Raw genomic sequence first — 24,092 nt, forward strand, 5'->3', positions numbered from 1 at the left:
GCGGCCCCGGTGCGCCCGGTCACGGCGGCGGCCGCCGTGCGGGTCATGGTGGTGAGCGCGGCGACGGTAGAATCGGAAGTCCACCCCATCGCAGCAACCGCCGGAAGGCAGCCCGTGGCACCAGCGACCCCCGCCGCCCCCGAAACCAGCACCGAGACCGCGGCGGACACCGTCCTCGTCGTCGACTTCGGGGCGCAGTACGCCCAGCTCATCGCCCGCCGGGTGCGTGAGGCGCGGGTGTACAGCGAGATCGTGCCCTCGACCATGCCGGTCGCCGAGATGCTGGCGAAGGGCCCGAAGGCGGTCATCCTGTCCGGCGGCCCGTCGTCCGTCTACGAGCCGGGTGCGCCGACCCTGGACGCGGCGCTGTTCGAGGCCGGGGTGCCGGTCTTCGGCATGTGCTACGGCTTCCAGCTGATGGCGACCGCGCTGGGCGGCACCGTCGACAACACCGGGTCGCGCGAGTACGGCCGCACCGGGCTGAGCGTGTCCAAGCCGGGCTCGACGCTCTTCGAGGGCACCCCCGCCGAGCAGTCGGTGTGGATGTCGCACGGCGACGCCTGCTCGGCCGCCCCCGAGGGCTTCACGGTGACCGCGTCCACCGACGTGGTGCCGGTCGCCGCGTTCGAGAACGACGAGAAGCGGCTCTACGGCGTCCAGTACCACCCCGAGGTGCTGCACACCACGCACGGCCAGCAGATCCTGGAGCACTTCCTCTACCGCGGCGCGGGCCTGGCCCCGACCTGGACGACCACCAGCGTGGTGGACGAGCAGGTCGCGCTGATCCGCGCCCAGGTCGGCAGCAGCCGGGCGATCTGCGGCCTGTCCGGCGGCGTCGACTCCGCGGTGGCCGCCGCCCTTGTGCAGAAGGCCATCGGCAGCCAGCTGACCTGCGTCTACGTCGACCACGGGCTGATGCGCAAGGGCGAGACCGAGCAGGTCGAGAAGGACTTCGTGGCCGCGACCGGCGTGCAGCTGAAGGTCGTCGACGCCTCGGAGCGCTTCCTCGCCGCGCTCGCCGGCGTCTCCGACCCCGAGCAGAAGCGCAAGATCATCGGCCGGGAGTTCATCCGGGTCTTCGAGCAGGCGCAGGCCGAGATCGTCGCCGAGGCGCCGAACGACCACCCGGTGGAGTTCCTGGTGCAGGGCACCCTCTACCCGGACGTCGTCGAGTCCGGCGGCGGCACCGGCACCGCCAACATCAAGTCGCACCACAACGTCGGCGGCCTCCCCGAGGACCTGGAGTTCCAGCTCGTCGAGCCGCTGCGCAAGCTGTTCAAGGACGAGGTCAGGATGGTCGGCCAGGAGCTGGGCCTGCCCGAGGAGATCGTCCAGCGGCAGCCCTTCCCCGGCCCCGGCCTCGGCATCCGGATCGTCGGCGAGGTCACCCGCGACCGCCTCGACCTGCTCCGCGAGGCCGACGCGATCGCCCGCGAGGAGCTGACCGCGGCGGGCCTGGACCGGGAGATCTGGCAGTGCCCCGTGGTGCTGCTCGCCGACGTCCGCTCGGTCGGCGTCCAGGGCGACGGCCGCACCTACGGCCACCCCATCGTGCTGCGCCCGGTCTCCTCCGAGGACGCGATGACCGCCGACTGGTCCCGCCTGCCCTACGACACCCTGGCCCGGATCTCCACCCGCATCACCAACGAGGTCAAGGACGTCAACCGGGTCACCCTGGACATCACGAGCAAGCCGCCGGGCACGATCGAGTGGGAGTGACCGCTGCCCGCGGCGGCGACCGACGGCGCGCACCGGAAGGTTCGCGCCGTCGGCGTTGAGACACAGCGCGCTGGTGTACGTATGACTGTCGGACGCCCGCGCACCGGAAGACCGCTTCCACCCGACGACCTGCGCGCGGCGGGAGAGGCGGAGACGATGCGCGACAGGATCGACCTCTGGCGGGAGACCGCCCGGCGCCATGCACTGCTGCCGTTGCGGATCTTTCTCGGGGTGACCTTCGTCTACGCCGGTCTCGACAAGCTGACCAGCGACAGCTTCTTCACCGACAGCGCCAACGGCTCGCTGGTGCAGATCCTGCACGGGTCGCACGACTCGGCCGCGATCCCCGGGCTGATCGACCTCGCGCTCAAGGCGCCGCACCCCTTCGGGTACGCGATCGCGCTGGGCGAGCTGGCGGTCGGGCTCGGCACGCTGTTCGGGCTGCTGGGGCGGGTCGCCGCGGCAGGCGGCGCGGCCATATCGCTGAGCCTGTGGCTGACCGTGAGCTGGTCCACGACGCCGTACTACTACGGCAACGACCTGGCGTACCTGATGGCGTGGCTGCCCCTGGTGCTGGCCGGGGCGCCCACGCTCTCGCTGGACTGGTGGCTGCGCGCCCGGCGCGAGCGCGGGGCCGTACCGCAGGCGCGCACCGCGGCCGCTGCTACGGGCGCCGCCGCTCCCGGCGGGCGCGTACGGTCCGCGCCGCCTGCGTGACGATGCCGGCCGCGGCGGCCAGTACCAGGCCGCCGAAGGCCAGCGCGCCGGCGGTCCACGGGTGCAGGTCCCACACGCCGCCCGCGTCCAGCAGGAAGAAGACCGTCAGCGTGATCAGGACCAGGCCCATGACCAGGGCGGCGGGCTCGAAGCGGTGCCGTCTCACCGGACCACCTTGACCTGGCCGACGCCGACGTCGACCCGCAGGTCGACGGTGCCGGTCGACGCGGTGCCGGCGGGCGGCTCCAGCGTCACCCGGCCGTGCTGTCCGGTTTTGACGTCCACGCCGTCGTTCACCTTTCCCGGCAGGACGGTCTCGCCGATGCCGAGGTCGTATTCGAGCGTCACGGTGGCGCCCGGGGGCAGCAGCACCTCCGCCTGTCCCGCGCCCACCTTCAGGTGGGTGTGCACGGTGCCGCCGTCCAGCGGGAGGGCGGTCAGGTCGAGCAGGCCGCGTCCGGTGCCGCGCTGGTAGATCTGGTGCACGCCCGCGGTGGAGACCGGGCGCCAGGTGGTGGTGCCGATGCCGTGGCCGGTCCTGGGCAGCGCGGTGGTGCCGACCAGCGCGGCCAGCGTCAGCACCGAGAAGAACGCGGTGCCGCCCCTGGCCCGCCCCGCGAACGACGCGACCACGAAGGCCGTGCCGAGCACGCCGAGCGCCGACGCCAGGCCGATCTCCGCGCTGACCCGCACCGGCTGGTAGGGCCAGGACACCCCGGTGCCGACCCCGAGCGCGGTCACCGTCAGCAGCAGGACCGCGAGCGCGAACGGCCAGCTGCGCTCGGTCCCCGCCCTGACCGCCTTCTTGCGGTCCCGCCACGCCTGCCGGTCGGTGTCGCCGTAGGGGCCGTCGTCGGGTCCCCACAGATACCCGGGCTGCTCCTTCGACAGCGGGTCGCGCCACCAGGACGGCGAGCCGCCCGGCTCCGGCGGGGCCTGCACCGCGGGCGGCGCGTCCACCACGGCCGCGGCCGCCGCGGGCGAGGCGGTCTCGCCGGGCGCCCGCCTGCGCAGCTGCGACCAGTAGACGGCGCCCGCGGTGGCGAACAGCAGGATCAGCGAGAAGGCCTGGTTGGCGCCGTTGCCGAGCATCGAGGCGTACAGGCCGCAGCCGACCAGGGCCATCAGCACCGCGGTCAGCGGCGCCCCCTCGATCCGGCCCGACATCAGCCGGTGCGCCTCGCTCTGGTCCTCGCCCTCCTGCGGGATGACCAGCCAGCCCATGCCGTAGACGATCAGGCCGATACCGCCGGTCAGCGACAGCACGGCCAGCACGATGCGGAAGATGACCGGGTCGACGCCGAAGTAGCGGCCCGCACCGTCGCAGACGCCGGCCAGCACCTTGTGCTCGCGGCCCCGGGTGATGCGCGGCCTGGCCTCGCCAGGCCCGCTCTCCTCGTCGGCGGGGGCGCGGGTGGCACCGGCCGGTGCTGCCTCGTCGTGCGGCTCTTGCGTCATACCCACCATCCTGGCCGCTCCCGGCGGCGCCCGGCACCCGCCCCGACCCTGGAAGGACCCTGATCCGACCCTGGTCCGTCACCCGGGGCAACCCTTGGGGGATCGACCCTGATGCCCGAACAGGGCCGCACGTGTGACGATCGGGGGTATGTCAGCGAGCAGCGCCCCGTCCGGGGCGCACACGGGACCGCCGGGCGGCGGCGCGCGCACGGCTGCCGGCGGTACGCCCGCGGGTGCGGCCGGCGGGCGCACGGGTGCGTCCTTCCTGAAACCGCCGGAGCCCGGCGACCCCGGGGTGCGCAAGCTCTACCGCAGCTCCGAGGGCCGGATGGTCGGCGGCGTGGCCCGCGGCCTGGCCGGGCACCTCGGGCTGCCCGTGCTGTGGGTGCGGGCGCTGTTCCTGGTGCTCGCCGTCTTCAACGGTATCGGCGTGCTGCTCTACGCCGTCTTCTGGTTCTTCGTGCCGCTGGGCATCGGCGGCGTCGCCGAGGCGAAGGAGCCGCGCGACGCCAGGTCCTGGCTGGCCGGCAAGCGCCCCGACAAGGGCCAGGTCATGGCGCTGATCGCGCTGGCCGGCGGCACCGGCATCCTGATCGACAACCTCAACCTGGGCGCCGCCAACCGCGCGGTCTGGCCGCTGCTGATCGTCGGCCTCGGCGTGGCCCTGGTGTGGCGGCAGGCCGACAACTCCCGCAAGGCCCGCTGGGTCGAGATGAGCCACGGCAAGCGCTTCTGGCCGCTGGTACGGGCGGCGGGCGGGGTCGCGCTGGTCATCGCGGGCGTCACCGGCTTCATCGTGGTGCGCGGCAGCGGCACGCACGTCGGCGGCATCCTGCAGGCCGCGCTCGCCGTGCTGGTCGGCGTCGCGCTGATCGCCGGCCCTTACCTGGTGCGGATGACGCAGGACCTGTCGGCGGAGCGGCTGATGCGTATCCGTGCCCAGGAGCGGGCCGAGGTCGCCGCGCACGTGCACGACTCGGTGCTGCACACCCTCACCCTGATCCAGCGCAACGCCGACGACCCGCGCGAGGTCTCCCGGCTGGCCCGCGCGCAGGAGCGCGAGCTGCGCGCCTGGCTCTACCGCCCCGAGGGCACCGGGCGGGACGATGAGCCGACGACGCTGGCCGACGCGGTACGGGCCGCCGCCGCCGAGGTGGAGGACGCGCACGGGGTGCCGGTCGAGGTGGTCTGCGTCGGCGACTGCCCGCTCGACGACCGGCTCGTCGCGACGATGCAGGCCGCGAGGGAGGCCATGGTGAACGGCGCCAAGTACGGTGGCGGGGCGGCGGTGCAGGTCTACGCCGAGGTCGAGGACAGCCAGGTCTTCGTGTCGGTCCGCGACCACGGCCCCGGCTTCGACCTCGACGCCGTGCCGGACGACCGGATGGGCGTCAGGGAGTCGATCATCGGCCGGATGCGGCGCAACGGCGGCGAGGCGCGGCTGCGGCCCGCGCCGGGCGGCGGCACGGAAGTCGAACTTGAGATGGAGAGGGTGGCGGCATGACGGACACGGAATCGGCCCCGCAGGGGGAGCGGCACGTCAGGGTGGTCCTGGTGGACGACCACCGGATGTTCCGCACCGGCGTGCAGGCCGAGATCGGCGCGACCGCGGAGACCGGCGTCGAGGTCGTCGGCGAGGCGGCCGACGTCGACCAGGCGGTGACCGTGGTCACCGCCACCCGCCCCGAGGTCGTCCTGCTCGACGTCCACCTCCCCGGCGGCGGCGGTGTCGAGGTGCTGCGCCGGTGCGCCGCGCTGGCCGCCGACCCCGACCAGCCGGTGCGCTTCCTCGCGCTGTCCGTCTCGGACGCGGCCGAGGACGTCATCGGCGTCATCCGCGGCGGCGCCCGCGGCTACGTCACCAAGACGATCACCGGCCCCGACCTGATCAACTCCATCTTCCGCGTCCGCGACGGCGACGCGGTCTTCTCCCCGCGGCTGGCCGGCTTCGTCCTGGACGCCTTCGCCTCCACCGACGCCCCGCCCGTCGACGAGGACCTCGACCGCCTGACGCAGCGCGAGCGCCAGGTCCTGCGGCTGATCGCCCGCGGCTACGCGTACAAGGAGATCGCCAAGCAGCTCTTCATCTCGGTGAAGACGGTCGAGTCCCACGTCTCCGCGGTCCTGCGCAAACTCCAGCTCTCCAACCGCCACGAACTCACCCGCTGGGCCACCGCCCGCCGCCTCGTCTGACCGGTCCCGCGACGAGTCGAGGGGGGCGGGGCGCGGCGGGGGAGGCGACCGCCGAGCGGGAACCGGTCTCGGCGCTTTTGCGCCGGACCGCTGAGTAGCCGAACTCATGACGGGCGCCGCGGGAGGGGGAGAGGATCGGGTCATGACGACGATCAGGACCGGGCCCGCGGTCCGGCTGGGCATACTGCCGCTCGCGCTGCTGGCCGTACTGGCGGCGGGGTGCGGTACGCGCACGACGCAGGACGGCGCCGACGGGGCCGGGGCGAACCGGCCTTCGGCCTCGGCGCCCGCCAAGCCGGCGGACTTCCCCTGCCCCGGGGAGAGCACCACCCCGCCCCCGCCGCCCACGACCGCGCCGACCTCGGGTCCCGCCGTGCCGCCCACCGACCACTACGCCGAGAACCACGGCTTCATGGTCCCCTTCACGCTGCACGGCAAGAGCCGCTGCGACGGCCTGGCGGCGGTGGCCCGCGTCAAGTCCGCGCTCGGCCCGCTGAGCCGGCGCGGTGACCTGGACCCGGGCAGCACGTACGCCGCGCTCAGCGACCTCGGCTACACGAAGATCGACACGTACCCGCTGGGCACCTACGGCGTCGCCTTCGACGCCGAGGTCGACAGCTCACCGCTGTGCGTGGAGGGGACGGTGAGTCAGGACACCCTGGCCGCGGACGCCTTCGGCGGATACCCCGACCACATCGGCTGCGACCGCCCGACCGGCGGCCACTGACCCGTCCGCGGCGGCGGGGCGGTGCGGCACCGCTCGCGGTAACCCCTGGACATTTCCTGCCGAAATTTGACACGGTGGACCGCGCCGGTCCGCGAGTCGAACGTGCGGCCTGACCAGAGGAGATCCCGCATGCCCCGTCTCGCGCCCGAGGCCGCCGCGTACTACAGCACCCAGAGCACGACGTCCGACCCGGGCGCGTACGTCCGGCTGTACGACGACCTGCCGCGCGACCCGGGGGAGTTGGCGCGGATCGTGCGGGACCTGATGCTGCACCGGGTGGAGGGCGGGCAGTTCGGCGTGCCCATCGCCGAGGACCGGATGCGGGACGACGCGGAGACGCGCTACGTGGACGACATCCTCGGGCTCATCGCGGCCCGCGACGGGCGCGCGCTGACCTGCCGCCGGGAGTGGTCCGACCGGTTCGTCGGCATCTGCCGGGACTTCACGCTGCTGCACGTGTCCTTGCTCCGCCACGCGGGGATACCCGCACGCCTGCGCTCCGGCTTCGCCGACTACTTCTCGACCGAGGGCTTCCACTGGGACCACGTCGTCACCGAGTACTGGGACGACGCGCGCGGCTGGCTGCTCGCCGACCCGCAGATCGCCGACCCCGAGCACTACACCATGGACTTCGACCCGATGGACGTCCCCAGGGACCGCTTCCTGGTCGCCGGCAGCGCCTGGCAGAAGATCCGCGCGGGCCAGGCCCACGCGGACAGCTTCGGCCTGGCCCTCGACGAGAACCCGATGGTCGGCTCCTGGTTCGTCGCCGGCGACATCCGGCTCGACCTGGCGGCGCTGAACAAGGTCGAGACCCTGTTGTGGGACATCTGGGGCACGGGTGCGAGCAGCGAGGACGAGATGACCGACGGGATCCGTGCGCTCTACGACGAGGCCGCCGCGGTGACCGCGGGTCCCGAACCGGACTTCGCGGCCGTCCGCGACCTGTTCACCACCAACGACGGCCTGCGCACCCCGCGGACGGTGCTGTCACTCGCCCCCCTGCGCGGCCCGTCCCGGGTCACCCTGCGCTGAACCCGCACGTGGAGGTGACGCCGGAGCCCCGCAGCCGCACCACCGCACCCCGGCTCAGCCGGGACGTACCGCCCCCGCGAACGGCATCTCGCTGATCGGGGCGACACGGACCGTCGAACCGGGGTGCGGTGCGTGGATCATCTGCCCGCCGCCGATGTAGAGGCCGACGTGGCTCACCCCGGAGTAGAAGAACACCAGGTCGCCCGGCTGGAGTTGGGAGCGGGAGACCCGGGTGCCGGCGTTGATCTGGGTGGAGGTGGTGCGGGGCAGCGAGATGCCGGCCGCACGCCAGGCCGCCTGTGTCAGGCCCGAGCAGTCGTAGGAGCCGGGACCTGTGGCGCCCCACACGTAGGGCAGGCCGATGGCGCCGTAGGCGAAGGCGATCGCCCGGGCGGCGCGCGGTGAGGGCGCCGCGACGTCGGTGAGCGGGACGCGCGCGGCGTCCCGGGAGGCGGACGTGGGTGAACCGGACGCGGGGCCGGGGCTGTCGGAGGCCGCGACGGCCGCGCGCTGGGCGGCGGTCAGCTGGGCCAGCAGCGCCTGGGCGGCGGCGAGTTCGGCGTTCACGGTGCGTTTGTGGTCGGCGACCCTGGCCTGCGCGTCGCGCAGCGCGGTCAGCTTGCCCGCGGCCCGCGCGCGGGTCTCGGCGATGTCCCGCTGCTGGGCCGTCAGTTGTGCCAGGGCCTGGCTCTGCTTGGTGCCGGCCTGGTTGAGGTAGGACGCCCGGGCCAGGTACGTGTCGGGGGTGGAGCTGAGGGCCAGCTGGAGCAGCGGGTCGATGCCGCCCGAGCGGTACTGCGCCGCGGCGATGCCGCCGAGGGCATCCCTGGTGGTGTTCAACTGCGCCGTCTTGCGGGCCAGTTCGTCCTGGAGGGCGGATACCGCGGAACTCGCGCTGTCGGCCTGCTCCTTGGCGCCGTTGTAGTCCTCCGTGGCCTGCTCCGCCTGCTGGTAGAGCGCGGCCACCTTCGCCTTGACCTGGTCCGGGGTGAGCTTGGGGTCCGCGTGCCCGATCTCGCCGAGCAGCGAGACGGAGGCGGCGGACGCGAGCGCCAGGGTGACGCCGATCCGGGCGGTGGTGCGGGTCGAGCGGGTGGCGCCCGGGGTGATGCTGCCGGTTAAGGCGGGGCGTTTCCTGCGGTGAGTGCGGGTGGGACTGTGTGAGGCCATCGCGGGCCGTCACTCCTTCCGAGGGGACGGCCCGGCGGCGCCTGCACGGGGGAGCAGGACACCGCCGGGCCTTCGGCGGGGGCGGCCGGTGCCGTCCGCTGTCGGACGGCAGTGGGGTGTCGGCCACCTGAGGAGCGACGCTAAACCTGCCCGGGGGCAGACCGGGCCGCGGTGACCGGGACTGCCCCCTATCGGTCACCTCCTGCAAGGAAACGACCGCCGTTCGACGGGTGAGCGGGGCGCAAACGGACCCAGGCTGACCGATACGCCGGCTCCCGGCTCACCGCAGCGCCGCCCGCGGCGCGTCCTCGTACACCGGCGGCAGGCCGAAGACGGCCGTCAGCCCGGGGTCGGCGAAGACGGTGATGCGGGCGATCGCCAGGCCGCCGCCGTCCGCCGCGGGTCCTGCGGTCAGGACGACGACGCCGTAGGCCCGGTGCACCGTGCCGTCCCGCAGGTAGGCCACCGCCGCGGGCTGCCCGTTGGCGCCGACCGGGACCATCCGCCAGTCGCCGGGCGAGCCGAGGCCCGACATGGCCTGCGCCGCCGCGTCCTCGCCCGCGTACCAGACCGGCGACGGCAGCAGTTCGAGCGTCGCGTCGGCCCGCAGCAGCCGTTGCAGCCCGGCCGCGTCGGCGGTCACGAACGCCTCGACGTAGCGGTCGAGCAGCGCCTTGACCTGCGGCTCGTCCGGTTCCACGACATGGTCGGCGGCCGGTGCGACCGCCTCGATGCGCGCCCGGGCGCGCTGCAGGCTGCTCTTCACGGCGACGACGGTGGTGTCGAGCATCGCGGCGACGTCCGCGGCGGGGATGCCGAGCACCTCGCGCAGCAGCAGCACCGCCCGCTGCCGGGGCGGCAGGTACTGCAGGCTGGCGACCAGCGCGAGCCGCAGCGTCTCCCGGCTCACCGCGACCGCCTCGGGGTCGTCCGCCCTCTCCGTAACCAGGGCGTCCGGCAGCGGTTCGAGCCAGCTGACCTGCCCGTCGGCGGCGGGGGCCGCGGCCTGCGCGCCCGGGGCGCCGAGGCCGGACGGCAGCTGGCGCCGCGAGGCGTGCCCCAGCGCGGTCAGGCAGGTGTTGGTCGCGATCCGGTAGAGCCAGGTCCGCAGCGAGGACCGCCCCTCGAAGTCGGCGTACGCCCGCCAGGCCCGCAGGTACGTCTCCTGCACCAGGTCCTCGGCGTCGTGCACCGAGCCGAGCATCCGGTAGCAGTGCGCCAGCAGTTCGCGGCGGTACGGCTCGGTGAGCCGGGCGAAGTCGGCCTCGTACGGTGCGGCGGCGGTCACGCCGGGTCCGCGGGGCTGCTGTGGTACGCCTCGATCAGCCAGCGTCCGTGGTGCCTGGCCAGCACCCAGGTGACCTTCTCACGCTGCTCGGGCGCCGGTTCGCGCTGCCCCTCCCGGAGGGTGGCGCTGCTGGTGTGCACCAGCGCGACGTCCGAGCAGAGCAGCCGGATGCGCTCGATGTCGTGGACGCGCCGGGTGCCGTGCAGCGGTCCCGCGAACGCCCCGGCCATCGTGGTCCTGATGTCCTCCTCGCCTTCCAGGCGGGAGCCGGGCAGCACCACCGACGCCTTGAGGGCGTACCAGGCAGTGAAGGCGGACGCGTCACCGGCCGCCCAGGCCCGCGACACCTCGCGGAAGACCTCGCGGACGGCGCTGTCGTACGGGGCGGCGGCCTCGGCCACCGGGCTGCTGGTCATGGGACTCTTCCTCTCCTGCCTCACCGGGTCCTGCGGTAGTACAGACCCGGTGAGGGGGCAAAAGGAATCGGTCCTGCGGCAGCGAGATGCGGGGGAGTGCCCTTACGCCACGCGGCGGGCGGTGGCGAAGGGCATCCAGCTCAGCGGGGCGACCTCGACGACCGCGCCGGTGTGCGGGGCGTGCACGATCTCGCCGTTGCCCAGGTAGATGCCCACATGGGACAGCCCCGAGTAGAAGAAGACCAGGTCACCGGGCCGCAGGTCGGCCTTCGAGACGGTGACGCCGTCCTTGGCCTGGTCGTAGGTGGTTCGTCCGAGCGTGACGCCCGCGGCGCGGTAGGCCGCCTGGGTCAGGCCCGAGCAGTCGTACGAGCCGGGGCCCGTGGCGCCGTAGACGTACGGCTTGCCGCGCTGGGCGAGCGCGAAGTTGATGGCGGCGGCGGCACGGCCGGTCGCGGGCCCGTTGTAGGTGTAGCTGGTCTTCGTGCTGGAGGAGGACGAGCTCTTGGGCTTGTCCATGCTGGCGATCTTGGCGCGCTGCTCGGCGGTGAGGCTGTTGAGCAGCTTCTGCGCGGTGGCCAGCTTGGTCTGCACCGTCTTCTTCTGGGTGGCCAGCGACTGCTGCGCCGTGGTGAGCTTCGTCAGGCTCGCGGTGGCCTGCGCCCGCTGGATCGACGCCTGCTCCTGCTGCACCTGGTAGGTCTTCAGCGCGTCGGTCTGGGTGGCCGACAGCTGGTTGACCATGTGCGACTGGTTCAGGAACTGCTCGGGGTCGGGGGCCAGCAGCAGCTGCACGGTCTGGTCGATGCCCCCGTCGCGGTACTGCTCGCTGGCGAACTGGCCCAGCACCCGGCGCGATTCGTTCATCTGCTGGGTCTTCTGCGCGACCTGCGCGAGCAGCTGGTCGGTCTTCGCGCGCTGCGTGTCCGCCTGCTCCTTGGCCTGGTCGTAGTTCTGCGTCGCGACCTCGGCCTGCTGGTTCAGGGTGTCGATCTGCGCCTTGACCTGGGCGATGGAGGGCTTGGCGGGCGCCGCGTTCGCGCTCTCGCTGAGCAGGGTGACCGAGGCGATGGCCGCCGCGGTGACGCCGACTGCCGCACGGGGGGCGGTCGAGGCGAGTATCCGCGGACGCGGCTTGCGGTGCGACGCCACGAAGGCGACTCCTTCCGTGAACCGCCGACCGGGTTAGCTGACGGGTTCGGGCTGGGAAGGTAGCCCTACGGTCCTGACACCTGACGGCGTCTGTCCCGATTCACCCCGATGGTGCGTGGTGGGTCCCCGGTTCCGGCCTGGGCCGGATTGAGCGGAGGCGGCGCGGTGCCGGCACTGTCACCGGCGGGGAACACGTCGCCTAGCGGGCTACCGTACTCAACTTCTCCGGATCGTGGGAAGTTTGGATCGCAACGTGACCGAAATCGCTTTGTGATCTTACGGTTGGTGAGTGGGTCAGTAGGGACGAACTACTCCATAGATCGGCATTTCGGTGATCGGTGCGACCTTGACGACCGTTCCCGTGTGCGGAGCGTGGATCATCTCGCCGCCGCCGATGTAGATCCCGACGTGGCTGTGGTCGCTGTAGAAGAAGACGAGGTCGCCCGGCTGCATGTCGGACTGCGACACCCTGGAGCCGACCACGACCTGCTCGCCGGTGGTCCGCGGCAGCGTCACGCCGGCCGCCCGGTACGCCGCCTGCGTCAGGCCCGAGCAGTCCCACGAGTTCGGCCCCGTCGCGCCCCACACGTACGGCTCGCCGATCTGGGCGCGCGCGAAGGCGATGGCCTTGTCGGCGACCGACGCGTTCGCCGGAACGGTCGGGCTGGTCGGGGCGGTGGTCCCGGACTTCTTCGCCGCGGCGGCCGCTGCCGCCGCGGCCGCCGCCCTGGCCTTCTCCTGGGCGGCGATGGCGGCGGCCTTCTTCCTGGCCTCCTCCTCCTGCTTGGCCTGGAGCGCGGCCAGCCGCGCCTTCTCCTGCGCGGTGAGGCTGTTCAGCAGCTTCTGGGCCGCGCCCAGCTTGGTCTGCACATCGGCCTTGGCGGCCCGCAGCTGCGCCTGCTGGGTGGTCAGCGTCGCCAGGCTCTTGGCCGCCTCGATGCGCTGCTGGGTCGCCGCCGCCTGCTGGACCCGGTAGGAGTCGACGGCCGACTTCTGCCGCTTGCCCAGCACATCGGCCATGTGCGTCTGGTCCATCAGGTCCTGCGGGTCCGACGCCATCAGGTAGCGACCGGTCGAGTCGTCGCCGCCGCTGCGGTACTGCGCGGCCGCGTACTGCCCCAGGACCCGGCGCGAGTCGTTGAGCGCCTGCGTCTTCTGGGCGGCCTGCGCCAGCAGCCTGTTGACGGTCGCGTTCTGCGCGGTCGTCTTCTCCTTGGCGCCGTTGTAGGTCTCGGTCGCCACCTCCGCCTGGTGCATCAGCGCGTCGACCTTCGCCTTCACCTCGGCGATCGACGGCTGGGGGGCGGGGGAGGCGGGCGCGGCGCCCGCCGTCTCCGAGAGCAGGGTCACGGTCGCCAGGGCGGCCGTCGTCAGCCCCACCGCGGTGCGCGGGGCGGTCAGTATCGCGGTACGGGCCTTACGGTGTGTCGCCATTCCCGGCGGACTCCTTTCGGACGCTGCCTGGTGCGGCACCGTAGCCGGGTGGCGGCGCCGCTGGGAAGGGCGGTGTCCGATAGGCCCGATACCTTTTCGTAATCAAGTCCGAATCCGGTTCGGATGTCACGCAGCGTGGTACAGGTGCCACCCGTGCGGAAGCGGGCGTCGGTGTCGGTGCGGGCGCCTAGACTCGGGAGGCGATGAGCAGCCTCTTTGACGACGACTTCCTGCCCGGTCTGCACGTGGCGCCGGAACCTGCCGACCCCGATGCGCCGCCGCCCCCGGAGGACTGGGGACCCGGCGGCGGAGGGCACGACGGCGGCGGGCGCGACGCGTACTACCGCGACGGCGCCCCGCGCCCGGCCACCGATCCCGCGCAGCTGCTCGAAGGGCTCAACGACCAGCAGCGCGCCGCCGTGGAGCACTCCGGCGGGCCGCTGCTCATCGTCGCCGGCGCGGGCTCGGGCAAGACCCGGGTGCTGACCCACCGCATCGCCCACCTGCTCGCCGCCCGCGACGTCCACCCCGGCTCGATCCTCGCGATCACCTTCACCAACAAGGCCGCGGGCGAGATGAAGGAGCGGGTCGAGCAGCTGGTCGGCCCGCGCGCGAAGGTCATGTGGGTCTCCACCTTCCACAGCGCCTGCGTCCGCATCCTGCGCCGCGAGTCGAAGGTGCTCGGCTTCACCTCGTCGTTCTCGATCTACGACGCCGCCGACTCCAAGCGCCTGATGGCCCTGGTCTGCCGGGACCTCGACCTGGACCCGAAGCAGTATCCGCCGAAGTCCTTCAGCGCGAAGATCTCCAACCTCAAGAACGAGCTGATCGACGAGGAGACGTTCGCCGGGCAGGCGGAGAACGGCTTCGAGAAGAAGCTCGCCGAGGCCTACGTGCTCTACCAGGCCCGGCTGCGCGAGGCCAACGCGCTGGACTTCGACGACATCATCATGACCACCGTCAACCTGCTGCAGGCCTTCCCCGACGTCGCCGAGCACTACCGGCGGCGCTTCCGGCACGTCCTGGTCGACGAGTACCAGGACACCAACCACGCCCAGTACACCCTGGTGCGCGAGCTGGTGGGGCCGGGCGAGGAGGCGGCGGAGCTGTGCGTCGTCGGTGACGCCGACCAGTCCATCTACGCCTTCCGCGGCGCCACCATCCGCAACATCCTCCAGTTCGAGGAGGACTACCCGGACGCCCGCACGATCCTGCTGGAGCAGAACTACCGCTCCACGCAGACGATCCTGTCCGCCGCGAACGCCGTCATCGAGCGCAACGCGGGGCGGCGGGCCAAGAACCTGTGGACCGAGTCCGGCAACGGCCCGGTCATCGTCGGCTACGCCGCCGACCAGGAGCACGACGAGGCGCAGTTCGTCGCCGACGAGATAGACCGCCTCACCGACGCGGGCGACGCCCGGCCGGGCGACGTCGCCGTCTTCTACCGCACCAACGCGCAGTCCCGGGTCTTCGAAGAGGTCTTCATCCGGGTCGGCCTGCCCTACAAGGTCGTCGGCGGCGTCCGCTTCTACGAGCGGCGCGAGGTCCGCGACGTCCTCGCGTACCTGCGGGTGCTGGCCAACCCCGAGGACGGCGTGCCGCTGCGGCGCATCCTCAACGTGCCCAAGCGCGGTATCGGCGACCGTGCCGAGGCGATGATCGACGCCCTCGCGCTGCGCGAGAAGGTCTCGTTCGCCGCCGCCCTGCGCCGCGTCGACGAGGCGTACGGCATGGCCGCGCGCTCGGCGAACGCCGTCCGGCGGTTCAACACCCTGATGGACGAGCTGCGCACCATCGTCGAATCCGGCGCGGGACCCGCCGTCGTGCTGGAGGCCGTGCTCGAACGCACCGGCTACCTGGCCGAGTTGCAGGCCTCGACCGACCCGCAGGACGAGACCCGGGTGGAGAACCTCCAGGAACTGGCGGCGGTGGCGCTGGAGTTCGAGCAGGAGCGCGGCGAGGAGGAGCCGGGCACCCTGGCCGAGTTCCTGGAGCGCGTCGCCCTGGTCGCCGACTCCGACCAGATCCCCGACGACGACGCGGAGGCGGGCGGCGTCATCACGCTGATGACCCTGCACACCGCCAAGGGACTGGAGTTCCCCGTCGTCTTCCTGACCGGCATGGAGGACGGCGTCTTCCCGCACATGCGGGCGCTGGGACAGGTCAAGGAGCTGGAGGAGGAGCGGCGGCTGGCGTACGTGGGCATCACCCGCGCCCGCGAACGCCTCTACCTGACCCGCTCGATGATGCGCAGCGCCTGGGGCCAGCCGGCGTACAACCCGCCGTCGCGCTTCCTGGAGGAGATCCCCGAGACGCTCATCGAGTGGAAGCGGACCGGCTCGGCCGCGGGCGCCGGCGCCCCGGTGTCGAAGGCGGCCGCGTCGCTGTCCAGCACGCTCGGCGGCGGCCGGCGGGGCGGGGCCTCGGGCGGTTTCGCGACCCGGCGCTCGACCGGCGACCGGCCGGTCATCTCGCTCACGGTCGGCGACCGGGTCACCCACGACCAGTTCGGCCTGGGCACGGTCGTCGCGGTCACCGGTCAGCCCGGTGACGAGAAGGCGACGATCGACTTCGGTGACGAGCGCCCCAAGCAGCTGCTGCTGCGGTACGCGCCGGTGGAGAAGCTCTAGGGCCTGGTTCCCGTCGGGAGCAGGCCCGCCCGGCGGTTCTTCAGCGCGGGTCGAGGCCGTGCTTGAGCAGCCACGGCAGCGGGTCTATCGGTGAGCCGCCGCCCGGCCGTACCTCCAGGTGGAGGTGCGGCCCCGTGGTGTTGCCGGTGTTGCCCGAGTAGGCGATGACCGTGCCGGCCTTGACCGAACCGCTGCGGATCTTCGTGCTGCTCAGGTGGCAGTACCAGGTCTCGGTGCCGTCAGGGGCGGTGACGATGGCCATGTTGCCGTAGGAGTTGCTCCACTGCGTGCGGACGGTGCCGTCGGTGACCGCCATCACCGGGGTGCCGACCATCACCGGGAAGTCGATGCCGGTGTGCAGGGCCATCCAGTTGACGCCGGCCTGCCCGAAGTAGGCGCTGAGCCCCTTCTGCTTGACCGGCAGCAGGAACTTCGGCCGCAGCGCCTCCTTGCGGGCCGCCGCCGCGTCCGCCGCGCGCTTCGCGGCCGCCTGCCGGTCCTTGAGGTCGATCCGCTCCTGGGTGCGGCTGGCCCGGTCCGCGAAGTCGCTGGCGTTTTGGCTCACCCCGGCGAGCTGCCGGTCGAGCTGGGTCGTCGGCGCCTTGCCGGTCGTCGTGGCGTCGGCCTTCGCGCTGCCCGAGTCCTGCGCCATGCCCACACCGGTCACGGCGGCCGCACCGACCGCCGCCACGCCCATCACGGCGACCGAGGGCACCGCGACGGTGAGCAGCGCGGAGCGCTTGGCGGGCTTGCGGCGGCGGCTGCGGGCGACCGGGACGCCCGCCTCGTAGCTGTCGGCGGCGTAGTCGTGCCGCTCTGCGGCGCCCGGCTCGTCAGCGAGGCCGTCTTCCGCCTCGACGGCCGTCGCGGTCGCCGTCGCAGCCGTTGCCTCGGCCGCAGGCTCGTAGGCGTACGTGTACTCGTACGCCTCCGGCTCGGCGGGCGCCTCGGGCTCGAGGGCCGGTGCCTGGTAGTCGTAGGTGTACTGGTGCTGCGGCTGCTGCTCGTACTGCTGCTGCGGCGGGAACTGCTCGTAGATGCCGGTGTCGCCGCCGGCGTCGTAGCCGTATCCGTAGCCGGAGCCGTACGTCGGGTAGGCGCCGGAGTCCCAGTCCTGCTGCTGCGGGAGGGGCTGCTGCGGCGCCTGCGGCTGCTGGTACTCCTGCTGGGACGCCTGGTAGGCCTCCTGCGGGTACTCGCGCTGGTAGTCCTGCTGGTACGACGCGAACTGCTGGGCGTCGTACGTGCCGGTGTCGTAGTACGTGGCGCCGGCCGGGTATCCGTACGGGTCGTAGCTCTGCTGCTCGGGCTGGGGGTGCTGCGGGGCCTGGCCGTAGTCCGCGCCGTAGCCGGTGCTGTAGGCGTAGTCCTGGCCCTGCTGCGGGCCCTGGGCCGGCGGCTGGTCGTAGCCGGAGGACGGCAGGGGCTGCTGCGGGATGTACCCGTACGTCCCGGTCGTGGTGTCGTCCGCGAAGAGGGTGCCGACAGCCTGGTAGGCGCCCGTGGAATAGGCGTCGTACGCGTAGGCGTCGTAGTCGGGGGTGTACCCCGACGGGTGACGTTCGTTCACCGCCAGCTTCTCTTTCGCCTCGGCAGCAGGAGAATTAGCGGTGACTGTAGCCCGCTGTAGGGGACGGCGACAATCTCTGCCCGTAACGTGACGTCCGGCTTGCCCGGCGTTCGGTCGATATCCGGCCGTTATGTGTCCGTTATGCCGCCTCGATCGCGGAGCGTAGCGGTCTGGTGCCTGCCAAGGCCCGGCGGATCTCGCTCACGACCGTGCCGTGCACCGGTAGCGCGAGGTGCCCCACCCCGCTGACCATGACGTTTTCCGCCGGCAGGTCCGGATGGACCAGGCGTGCCGCCTCCACCGGGATCATCAGCTGGTCCAGGTCGCTCCAGAACGCGACGAACCGTGTACGGCACCCTGGAGCCGGTTCCGCCAGCTCGGCGAGCACCTCGGAGCCCGGCCGCATCTGCCGGATGATCGGGTGCGGCGCGAGCGCCGGGACCGCCCGGGTGCCGGAGTGGGGTGTACCCAGCGTGACCAGCGTACGGATCCGCAGGTCACCGCCCAGCCGCTGGACGTAGTAGCGGGCGATCAGGCCGCCGAGGCTGTGCCCGACGACGTCGACCCTGCGGCGGCCGGTGTGCGCGCAGACCTCCTCCACATGGCGGCCCAGCTGCTCGGCCGCGGCACGGATGTCGCCGATGAGCGGTGAGTAGTTCAGTGCCTGCACCTGCGGCCAACCGTGCTGATGCAGGGAGCGGCGCAGCACGGCGAAGGCCGAGCGGTTGTCCACGAAGCCGTGCAGCAGCAGTACGGGCGGATGCGCCCTGACCGCCTCCCGGGCCTGGTCGTCGCGCTCCGGGAACATGCCGGTCGGATACATCACCAGATGGCCCGCGAGCACTGCCAAGTCCACCGCGGTGGCCCTGGCCAGGCCGACGCCGTGCCACAGGCGGCTCCCCGTGCTGCCCGCGGCCGCTTCCTGCGGCTCCTCGCCCGGCCTCTCCGCGGGGCCGCGCTGATGGCCTGCTCCGGGTCCTTCCTCCCGGTCGGCGCCCTCTCCTGCGCCTTTTCTCGCGCCTCGTCCCGAGCCCTGCTCCGCCCCCGACGAACGGCCGGCCATGGCCCACCTCCCGTCGCGGCCCGGAATCAGCGGTGACCCCGGTGCCACCATCGGGGAGCCGACGCCCGCGGACGGGGTCCGCGGATGCCGCATCGCCACGCCCTGCGGCTAGCGAGCGCGGCAATGCGGCGTCCTGACAGCGGCTCCTCAGAAAAACCCGACGGGTCGCCGGACGGCCCGGGCGTGTCCCTACGCCCGTGCAGGCCGCCGCCGGCCCACCTCTGGGGAATGTGTCCCACTGTGTGATTTCCCCCTCGGTGCCATCCGTAAAACTGACGGGCGCCGGACGCGGACGATAACGTTCGTTCACACGCGTTCCCGCAGCGCTCCCCGCGCCGCGGTCAGGAGCGACGTCCACGGCACGCGAGCCATGCGCATGGAGGCAGAGATGGGTGTGTCCGGTCCGATCCGCGTAGTGGTCGCCAAACCTGGACTCGACGGTCACGACCGCGGGGCGAAGGTCATCGCCCGGGCGCTCAGGGACGCCGGTATGGAGGTCATCTACACCGGCCTCCACCAGACCCCCGAGCAGGTGGTCGACACCGCCATCCAGGAGGACGCCGACGCCATCGGCCTGTCCATCCTGTCCGGCGCCCACATGACGCTCTTCGCCAAGGTCATCGAGCTGCTCAAGGACCGCGAGGCCGAGGACATCAAGGTCTTCGGCGGCGGCATCATCCCCGAGGCCGACATCGCCCCGCTCAAGGAACTCGGCGTCGCGGCGATCTTCACCCCCGGCACCCCCACGGGCGATGTCGTGGCCTGGGTCAACGAGAACGTGCCGTCCGCCGCCTGAAACCCCGGGGACCTGTGTGACAGGGGGTAACCCGGCCCGATCGTGGGCCAGAGTTTCCCCCTGTGTCACTGGAAGGTTGTCCTCCGCACCGGCCGGACCCGTAGGGTGCTGCGCAAGCACCTGATCGTGCGTCAGCTCGGCGCCGCCAGGTGGGGCGGCGCGTGCGCGAGGGGGACGACCCGTGGGTTCCGGGGGCACCGAAGGACAGCATCCGCAGGGGCCGACGCTGGCCAGCTCGGCGAGCGACAAACAACGTGCCGTGACGTACATGGAGCAGAACCTGCTGCCCGACACCCGGTCGGCAGGCGCCATGGGCGAGGGCGGCGGCGTGGTGCATCCGCCGATGACCGCCCCGGCCCCGCCACCGATATTCAACGCCGCCAAGCCCGACACCGGCCTCTCGGGGCTCTCCGCCTGGGCCACCGACAGCGGGCTGTCCTCGGCGATGACCGTCTGGCGGGGCCAGGCGGACCGCCTGATGGGGCGGCTCCAGAACGAGCTGAGCGCGCTGCGCGGCACGAAGACCCTCTTCCTCGACCAGGACACGGGTGCGGGCAACGCCCTCACCTTCGGCAATCCGCTGGTCACCAACCCGCTGATCGGCACGAATCCCGCGCTCGGGACCGACCCCGCCGTCGGGAACCCGCTGGTGACGAACCCGCTGATCGGCACGAATCCGGCGGCCGGCGCGAACCCGCTGATCGGCACGAATCCGGCGGCCGGCGCGAACCCGCTGCTCACGAGCCCGCCGGTCAGTACGAACCCCGCGTCAGGGACCAACCCGCTCGGCGGGACGGAACCCATGGTCGGGACCAACCCGATATTCCAGCCGCTGCCCACCAGCCTCGACCAGATGTGACCGGGGACCGACCGTGCCGCTGACCTACCACGACGTCATGACCGCCGACCTGTCACCGCTGTCGGACGTGTCCGACGCCTGGCAGAAGATGGGCGAGCGCTTCGGCGCGCTGCAGACCGACTACCAGAAGCACGTACAGGCCGCCCTGGGCAACGGCAACTGGCAGGGCATGGCCTTCGGCGCCCAGCAGGGCGGGTCCGCGGCCACCTCCTTCGAGTACGCGGCCGCCAAGACGGAGGCGCTGGCCGTCGCCAGCCTCCTCAAGGAGGCCCACACCGAGCTGACCTGGCGGCAGAAGGCCGTCAAGGACCTCGTCGCGGACGCCGAGGCCAAGGACTACAAGGTCGACGCCAACGGCGTCGCCACCTACGTCGGCTTCGACAAGCTCACCGAGAAGGAGCGGTTCGACTACCGGCACGACCCGGAGTACAGCACCCTGACGGCCCAGTACAGCCAGGCCGCCCAGGAGTGGACCGCCGAGATAGCCAAGGCGGTGCACGCCGTCGACGACGCGGACCAGAGCGTCAAACTGGCGCTCACCCGCGCCGCGGGCGACACCTCGCCGGACGGCGGCGGCATCGGCGGCTTCAACGCGCACGCCGACGGCGACCTGCCGCAGGGCGCGACGCACGGCAGGGACGGCAGGGACGGCAGGGACGGCAAGACACAGACCGACGGCTGGCACGCCGACGGCTCCACCACCGTGCTCGGCCCCAACGCCGGCGTCTCCACCAGCGGCACCGGCTACGGCAAGCAGGGCTCCGCCAAGGCGTACGCCGACCTCGGCCACGTCACCGCGAAGGGCACCCTGACCAACGGCTCGCTGAAGCTGTCCGGCATCGCCGACGCCAACGTGGGCGCCAGGGCCTCCGCCAACTACGGCTTCACCGACAAGGGCATCGGCGGCACCGCCGAGGTGTCCGCGGGCGCGCGGGCGCTCACCGAGGGGCGCATCGAGGCCGGCGACGTCGGTGTCTACGGGCGCGGGTCCGGACTCGCCGGCGCCGAGGCGTCCGCCAGCGCCAAGGCCGGGCTCCAGGGGGTCAGCGCCGGGGTGAAGGCCTTCGCCGGCGCGAAGGGCTCGGTCGCCGGCGGTGTGGAGGCCGGCGGGATCGGCGCGGGTTCGACCGCCGAGGGCTGGGCGGGCGTGGGCGCCGACGCCAAGGTGGAGTTCGGCAAGGGCGACGACGGCAAATACCACTTCGGCGGCAAGGTCGGCGCGGCGCTCGGGCTCGGCGGCGAGGTCGGCTTCGAGTTCACCGTCGACCCGCACAAGGTCTCCGACGCGGCGCACGACGCGGCCGACGCGGCGGGGAATATCGCGCACGATGTCGGAAAGGCGGCAGGCAAGGCCGGCGGCGTGGCCAAATCCATCGGCCACGGCATCGGCAGCCTGTTCTGACCTGCCGCTCCGACGTACAGCTGGGTAAGGGAGTCTGAAATGTCCACGATGCTTCCGGTGCCGATCGAATTCCGGCTGCCGGACGGCTGGCGTCCGGCCCCGCCGGACGAGGTCGGTGCTCCCGACGTCGCCTTCGTCGCGCTGTACCCGAAGCCGGACGGCGACTTCACCGCCAACATCACCATCGACGGCGACTACCGGCCAGACGACACCCCGCTGGCCGGGATCGCCGACGAGTCCGTCCAGCGCATGCGCGGCATCGCCGACTCCGTGGTGCTCACCGGCCGCCAGGAGGTCGGCTCCGCGGACGCGCCCGGCCTGACGCAGCAACTCTCCTTCACCTCCGTCCTCCACGGGGTGCGGCACGCGCTCCTCCAGACCCAGGTCTACCTGTCCCTGCTGGACGACGACGACCCGCACCGGCGGGCCGTGATCCGGCTGGCGCTGACCGCCACCGCCGGCCAGCACGACGACGTCCTCGGCGACTTCCAGGACTTCGTCCGCAGCGTCGGCCCCGACGCCGGCGCTGAGTAGGGTGCAGCAGTGAGCCTCTTCGACCGGCGCAACGTCACCCTGCAGCCCGAGCCCGGCCGCGCCCAGCGCCCCGCCGCCGACGTCCGCGCGGCCCTGCTCGCGCTCAACCGCCCCGACGTGCGGTACGTCGTCCGCGACGGTGCCCCCGAAGGCGTCGACCTGGTCGCCGAGTTCCAGCTGGTGAAACTGGCCAGGAAGGGACTCTTCGGCCGGGTCCAGGACTGCGAGGACTTCCAGATCCGGATGCGCCTGCTCCCGGAGACCGGCGAGGTCCGCTCCCTGGACCACCACTCGGAATTCACCCTCACCGGCGAGAACTCCCCGCGCAAGCGCACCCAGTCCAGCAGCCGCGGCCAGCTCCACAAGAAGTTCGTCGGCTACGAGTTCGGCCACGCGCCCGACGGCACCCGCGAACGCCGCGAGTCCTACCGCTTCGACACGGACGACCTGAAGCACGCCCTTCAGGCCTGCGTCCTCACCGCAGGCTGGAGCTGGCGGGGCCTCTCCCTCGGCAAACTCTGACCCTGCTCGTCCGGGGCCGCTCGAAGGTCGGTCAGGGCTGGGCCGCGCGCAGCTCACCGAGCATCACGCCGCGCAGACGCAACGTACTGCTCAGCCGCTGGAACGCCTCCCCCCAATACGCCGCCGCGCCCGGCCCCGCGTCGGGCGCCCCCTCCCCGCCCCCCGCCAGCGCGGCGACCTGCTCCGCGCCCGCCGGGTCGAGGCAGCGCTCGGCCAGCCCCATCACCCCGCTGAAGCTCCACGGGTAACTGCCCGCGTCCCGCGCGATATCCAGCGCGTCCACCACCGCCCGCCCCAGCGGCACGGCCCACGGCACCGCGCACACCCCCAGCATCTGGAACGCCTCCGACAACCCGTGCGCCGCGATGAACGCCGCCACCCACTCCGCCCGTTCCCCCTCCGGCAGGATCGACAGCAGCTTCGCCGGGTCGCCGACCGCGGCGAGCGGCGCGGCCGCGGCGGGCGGCGGCCCGAGCAGCGCCCGCGCCCACGCGGTGTCCCGCTGCCGGACAGCAGCCCGGCACCAGGACGCGTGCAGGTCCGGCTGCCAGTCGTCCAGCACAGGCAGCGCGATGATCTGGTCCGGTGTGCGGCCGCCGAACCGCGCAGGCCAGGTCGCCAGCGGTGCCGCGTCCACCAACTGGCCCAGCCACCATGCCCGTTCGCCCCTCCCGTTGGGCGGCCGCGGCGCCACCCCGTCCCGCTCCATCGCCGCGTCGCACTCGTAGGGCGCCTCCACCACGATGCCGTCAGGCCCGAGCGACACGCAGCTGCGCGCCCTGCCCGCCATCCGCGCGGCCAGCGCGGACCCGGGCAGCGCGGAGAGCAACTCGGCCGCCGTCGCCCGTACGTTGCGGCTGCGGTCGGTCAGGGCCTGTTCGAGGAACGGCTCGTCCGCCGCGGACAGCCCGGTCCGCAACGAGTCCAGGAACATCAGCCGGTCCTCGGCCCGCTCGCTCTTCCACGTCGCCGTCAGCAGCGCCAGCGCCGTGCCGGGCGCGGACGCCCGCAGCCGGCTCAGCAGGGCGATCCGCTCGGCGAACAGCCCTTCCTCCCAGAGCCGTTCCGCGGCTTCCGGCCCGTCCGGCTCCGGCCCGGCCGCCGCTCCCGCGCCGGCCCGCAACGCGTACTTCCAGTCCGGGTTCAGCCCCGCGAGCCAGTGCCCGCGCGGGCCGGCGAACGCCAGCGCGTCCGCCCGCAGATCCGTACGCGCCCGGGCCGCGTCCAGCAGCGCCGGCAGCAACTCCGGCGGTGCCGCGTAGCCCTCCCGGCGGGCCGCCGCCAGCCACTGCGGCAGCAACTCCGCCAGGTTCGGGGCCGAGCCCCGCCTGTTGCCGCCGCCTCCCGCGGTGCGGTCGGCCAGCAGCAGGCCCAGCCGGCGTCGGGCGGCGTCGGGCAGTTCCGCCC

At 72.8% G+C, this 24,092-nt stretch carries 22 protein-coding genes and 1 riboswitch; of the genes, 12 read left to right on the forward strand and 10 right to left on the reverse strand.

What is annotated here, in order from left to right; all coding sequences use genetic code 11:
- The first annotated feature begins 114 nt into the window (after positions 1–114).
- Both guaA and NFU81_RS04775 read left to right on the forward strand, forming a co-directional pair.
- Positions 115–1,719, forward strand: a complete 1,605-nt coding sequence (gene guaA / locus NFU81_RS04770) for a glutamine-hydrolyzing GMP synthase (RefSeq protein ID WP_251485274.1) — start codon at positions 115–117, stop codon at positions 1,717–1,719.
- A 156-nt stretch (positions 1,720–1,875) separates the two neighbouring features.
- Entirely contained in the window at positions 1,876–2,436 is a 561-nt protein-coding gene (locus tag NFU81_RS04775) for a DoxX family membrane protein (RefSeq protein ID WP_251485331.1), read from the forward strand.
- On the opposite strand, the gene NFU81_RS04780 is transcribed toward NFU81_RS04775, so the two are convergent.
- Positions 2,384–2,602, reverse strand: coding sequence for a hypothetical protein (locus NFU81_RS04780; protein ID WP_251485275.1), 219 nt, complete (start codon positions 2,600–2,602; stop codon positions 2,384–2,386). The two genes, NFU81_RS04775 and NFU81_RS04780, sit on opposite strands and share 53 nt — an antisense overlap.
- Positions 2,599–3,894, reverse strand: a complete 1,296-nt coding sequence (locus NFU81_RS04785; protein ID WP_251485276.1) for a PspC domain-containing protein — start codon at positions 3,892–3,894, stop codon at positions 2,599–2,601. Before NFU81_RS04785 ends, NFU81_RS04780 begins: the two co-directional genes overlap by 4 nt.
- Before the next feature lie 148 nt (positions 3,895–4,042).
- Here NFU81_RS04785 and NFU81_RS04790 point away from each other — a divergent pair, with 148 nt between their 5' ends.
- From NFU81_RS04790 to NFU81_RS04805, 4 genes are all read left to right on the forward strand, one after another.
- The gene (locus tag NFU81_RS04790; RefSeq protein ID WP_251485278.1) at positions 4,043–5,398 is read left to right on the forward strand and encodes an ATP-binding protein; all 1,356 of its coding nucleotides are present in this window, start codon (positions 4,043–4,045) and stop codon (positions 5,396–5,398) included.
- Positions 5,395–6,087, forward strand: a complete 693-nt coding sequence (locus NFU81_RS04795; RefSeq protein ID WP_251485280.1) for a LuxR C-terminal-related transcriptional regulator — start codon at positions 5,395–5,397, stop codon at positions 6,085–6,087. The genes NFU81_RS04790 and NFU81_RS04795 overlap by 4 nt, the downstream gene beginning before the upstream one ends.
- 142 nt (positions 6,088–6,229) lie before the next feature.
- Entirely contained in the window at positions 6,230–6,814 is a 585-nt protein-coding gene (locus tag NFU81_RS04800) for a hypothetical protein (protein WP_251485282.1), read from the forward strand.
- A 129-nt stretch (positions 6,815–6,943) separates the two neighbouring features.
- Positions 6,944–7,849 (forward strand): transglutaminase-like domain-containing protein, encoded by a 906-nt coding sequence (locus tag NFU81_RS04805; protein ID WP_251485284.1) that lies wholly within the window; start codon positions 6,944–6,946, stop codon positions 7,847–7,849.
- A gap of 54 nt (positions 7,850–7,903) precedes the next feature.
- Here the strand turns inward: NFU81_RS04805 and NFU81_RS04810 are convergent, their stop codons facing one another.
- From NFU81_RS04810 to NFU81_RS04830, 5 genes are all read right to left on the reverse strand, one after another.
- Positions 7,904–9,019, reverse strand: a complete 1,116-nt coding sequence (locus tag NFU81_RS04810; RefSeq protein ID WP_251485287.1) for a C40 family peptidase — start codon at positions 9,017–9,019, stop codon at positions 7,904–7,906.
- A gap of 280 nt (positions 9,020–9,299) precedes the next feature.
- The gene (locus tag NFU81_RS04815; RefSeq protein ID WP_251485289.1) at positions 9,300–10,307 is read right to left on the reverse strand and encodes a sigma-70 family RNA polymerase sigma factor; all 1,008 of its coding nucleotides are present in this window, start codon (positions 10,305–10,307) and stop codon (positions 9,300–9,302) included.
- Complete coding sequence (locus tag NFU81_RS04820) at positions 10,304–10,723, reverse strand: SgcJ/EcaC family oxidoreductase (RefSeq protein ID WP_251485290.1); 420 nt, start codon at positions 10,721–10,723, stop codon at positions 10,304–10,306. The genes NFU81_RS04815 and NFU81_RS04820 overlap by 4 nt, the downstream gene beginning before the upstream one ends.
- 102 nt (positions 10,724–10,825) lie before the next feature.
- Positions 10,826–11,875: a C40 family peptidase gene (locus tag NFU81_RS04825; RefSeq protein ID WP_251485291.1), complete on the reverse strand. Its 1,050-nt coding sequence runs from the start codon at positions 11,873–11,875 to the stop codon at positions 10,826–10,828.
- Between the two features lie 7 nt (positions 11,876–11,882).
- A riboswitch (cyclic di-AMP (ydaO/yuaA leader) is annotated at positions 11,883–12,039 on the reverse strand.
- Positions 12,040–12,169: 130 nt separating this feature from the next.
- Positions 12,170–13,309, reverse strand: coding sequence for a C40 family peptidase (locus NFU81_RS04830; protein ID WP_251485292.1), 1,140 nt, complete (start codon positions 13,307–13,309; stop codon positions 12,170–12,172).
- A gap of 203 nt (positions 13,310–13,512) precedes the next feature.
- On the opposite strand from NFU81_RS04830, the gene pcrA reads away from it, so the two are divergent.
- On the forward strand, positions 13,513–15,939 hold the full coding sequence (pcrA, locus tag NFU81_RS04835; protein ID WP_251485293.1) for a DNA helicase PcrA: 2,427 nt from the start codon (positions 13,513–13,515) through the stop codon (positions 15,937–15,939).
- A 40-nt stretch (positions 15,940–15,979) separates the two neighbouring features.
- On the opposite strand, the gene NFU81_RS04840 is transcribed toward pcrA, so the two are convergent.
- Complete coding sequence (locus tag NFU81_RS04840) at positions 15,980–17,509, reverse strand: M23 family metallopeptidase (RefSeq protein ID WP_251485294.1); 1,530 nt, start codon at positions 17,507–17,509, stop codon at positions 15,980–15,982.
- Between the two features lie 139 nt (positions 17,510–17,648).
- Positions 17,649–18,572: an esterase/lipase family protein gene (locus tag NFU81_RS04845; protein WP_479688502.1), complete on the reverse strand. Its 924-nt coding sequence runs from the start codon at positions 18,570–18,572 to the stop codon at positions 17,649–17,651.
- Between the two features lie 388 nt (positions 18,573–18,960).
- Between NFU81_RS04845 and NFU81_RS04850 the strand changes: the two genes are divergently transcribed.
- The 5 genes from NFU81_RS04850 to NFU81_RS04870 all read left to right on the forward strand — a co-directional run bounded on the left by NFU81_RS04850 (position 18,961) and on the right by NFU81_RS04870 (position 22,685).
- Positions 18,961–19,368: a coenzyme B12-dependent isobutyryl CoA mutase small subunit gene (locus NFU81_RS04850; RefSeq protein WP_251485295.1), complete on the forward strand. Its 408-nt coding sequence runs from the start codon at positions 18,961–18,963 to the stop codon at positions 19,366–19,368.
- 268 nt (positions 19,369–19,636) lie between these two features.
- Complete coding sequence (locus NFU81_RS04855; RefSeq protein WP_251485297.1) at positions 19,637–20,227, forward strand: hypothetical protein; 591 nt, start codon at positions 19,637–19,639, stop codon at positions 20,225–20,227.
- Between the two features lie 13 nt (positions 20,228–20,240).
- The gene (locus NFU81_RS04860) at positions 20,241–21,629 is read left to right on the forward strand and encodes a protein kinase family protein (protein WP_251485300.1); all 1,389 of its coding nucleotides are present in this window, start codon (positions 20,241–20,243) and stop codon (positions 21,627–21,629) included.
- 39 nt (positions 21,630–21,668) lie between these two features.
- Entirely contained in the window at positions 21,669–22,163 is a 495-nt protein-coding gene (locus NFU81_RS04865) for a hypothetical protein (protein WP_251485303.1), read from the forward strand.
- A gap of 9 nt (positions 22,164–22,172) precedes the next feature.
- Positions 22,173–22,685: a hypothetical protein gene (locus tag NFU81_RS04870; RefSeq protein ID WP_251485307.1), complete on the forward strand. Its 513-nt coding sequence runs from the start codon at positions 22,173–22,175 to the stop codon at positions 22,683–22,685.
- A 31-nt stretch (positions 22,686–22,716) separates the two neighbouring features.
- Here the strand turns inward: NFU81_RS04870 and NFU81_RS04875 are convergent.
- On the reverse strand, positions 22,717–24,092 hold a 1,376-nt coding region (locus NFU81_RS04875), incomplete at its 5' end, for a DUF5691 domain-containing protein (RefSeq protein WP_251485310.1).

The organism is Actinacidiphila cocklensis (genome assembly GCF_907177275.1).
Classification (GTDB): Bacteria; Actinomycetota; Actinomycetes; order Streptomycetales; family Streptomycetaceae; genus Actinacidiphila; species Actinacidiphila cocklensis.

Coding starts and splice junctions, on each gene's coding strand:
- NFU81_RS04775 (WP_251485331.1), top strand. CDS start 1,876: ATGCGCGACAGGATCGACCTCTGGCGGGAGACCGCCCGGCGCCATGCA.
- NFU81_RS04785 (WP_251485276.1), bottom strand. CDS start 3,894: ATGACGCAAGAGCCGCACGACGAGGCAGCACCGGCCGGTGCCACCCGC.
- NFU81_RS04790 (WP_251485278.1), top strand. CDS start 4,043: ATGTCAGCGAGCAGCGCCCCGTCCGGGGCGCACACGGGACCGCCGGGC.
- NFU81_RS04795 (WP_251485280.1), top strand. CDS start 5,395: ATGACGGACACGGAATCGGCCCCGCAGGGGGAGCGGCACGTCAGGGTG.
- NFU81_RS04800 (WP_251485282.1), top strand. CDS start 6,230: ATGACGACGATCAGGACCGGGCCCGCGGTCCGGCTGGGCATACTGCCG.
- NFU81_RS04805 (WP_251485284.1), top strand. CDS start 6,944: ATGCCCCGTCTCGCGCCCGAGGCCGCCGCGTACTACAGCACCCAGAGC.
- NFU81_RS04810 (WP_251485287.1), bottom strand. CDS start 9,019: ATGGCCTCACACAGTCCCACCCGCACTCACCGCAGGAAACGCCCCGCC.
- NFU81_RS04820 (WP_251485290.1), bottom strand. CDS start 10,723: ATGACCAGCAGCCCGGTGGCCGAGGCCGCCGCCCCGTACGACAGCGCC.
- NFU81_RS04830 (WP_251485292.1), bottom strand. CDS start 13,309: ATGGCGACACACCGTAAGGCCCGTACCGCGATACTGACCGCCCCGCGC.
- pcrA (WP_251485293.1), top strand. CDS start 13,513: ATGAGCAGCCTCTTTGACGACGACTTCCTGCCCGGTCTGCACGTGGCG.
- NFU81_RS04845 (WP_479688502.1), bottom strand. CDS start 18,572: ATGGCCGGCCGTTCGTCGGGGGCGGAGCAGGGCTCGGGACGAGGCGCG.
- NFU81_RS04850 (WP_251485295.1), top strand. CDS start 18,961: ATGGGTGTGTCCGGTCCGATCCGCGTAGTGGTCGCCAAACCTGGACTC.
- NFU81_RS04855 (WP_251485297.1), top strand. CDS start 19,637: ATGGAGCAGAACCTGCTGCCCGACACCCGGTCGGCAGGCGCCATGGGC.
- NFU81_RS04865 (WP_251485303.1), top strand. CDS start 21,669: ATGTCCACGATGCTTCCGGTGCCGATCGAATTCCGGCTGCCGGACGGC.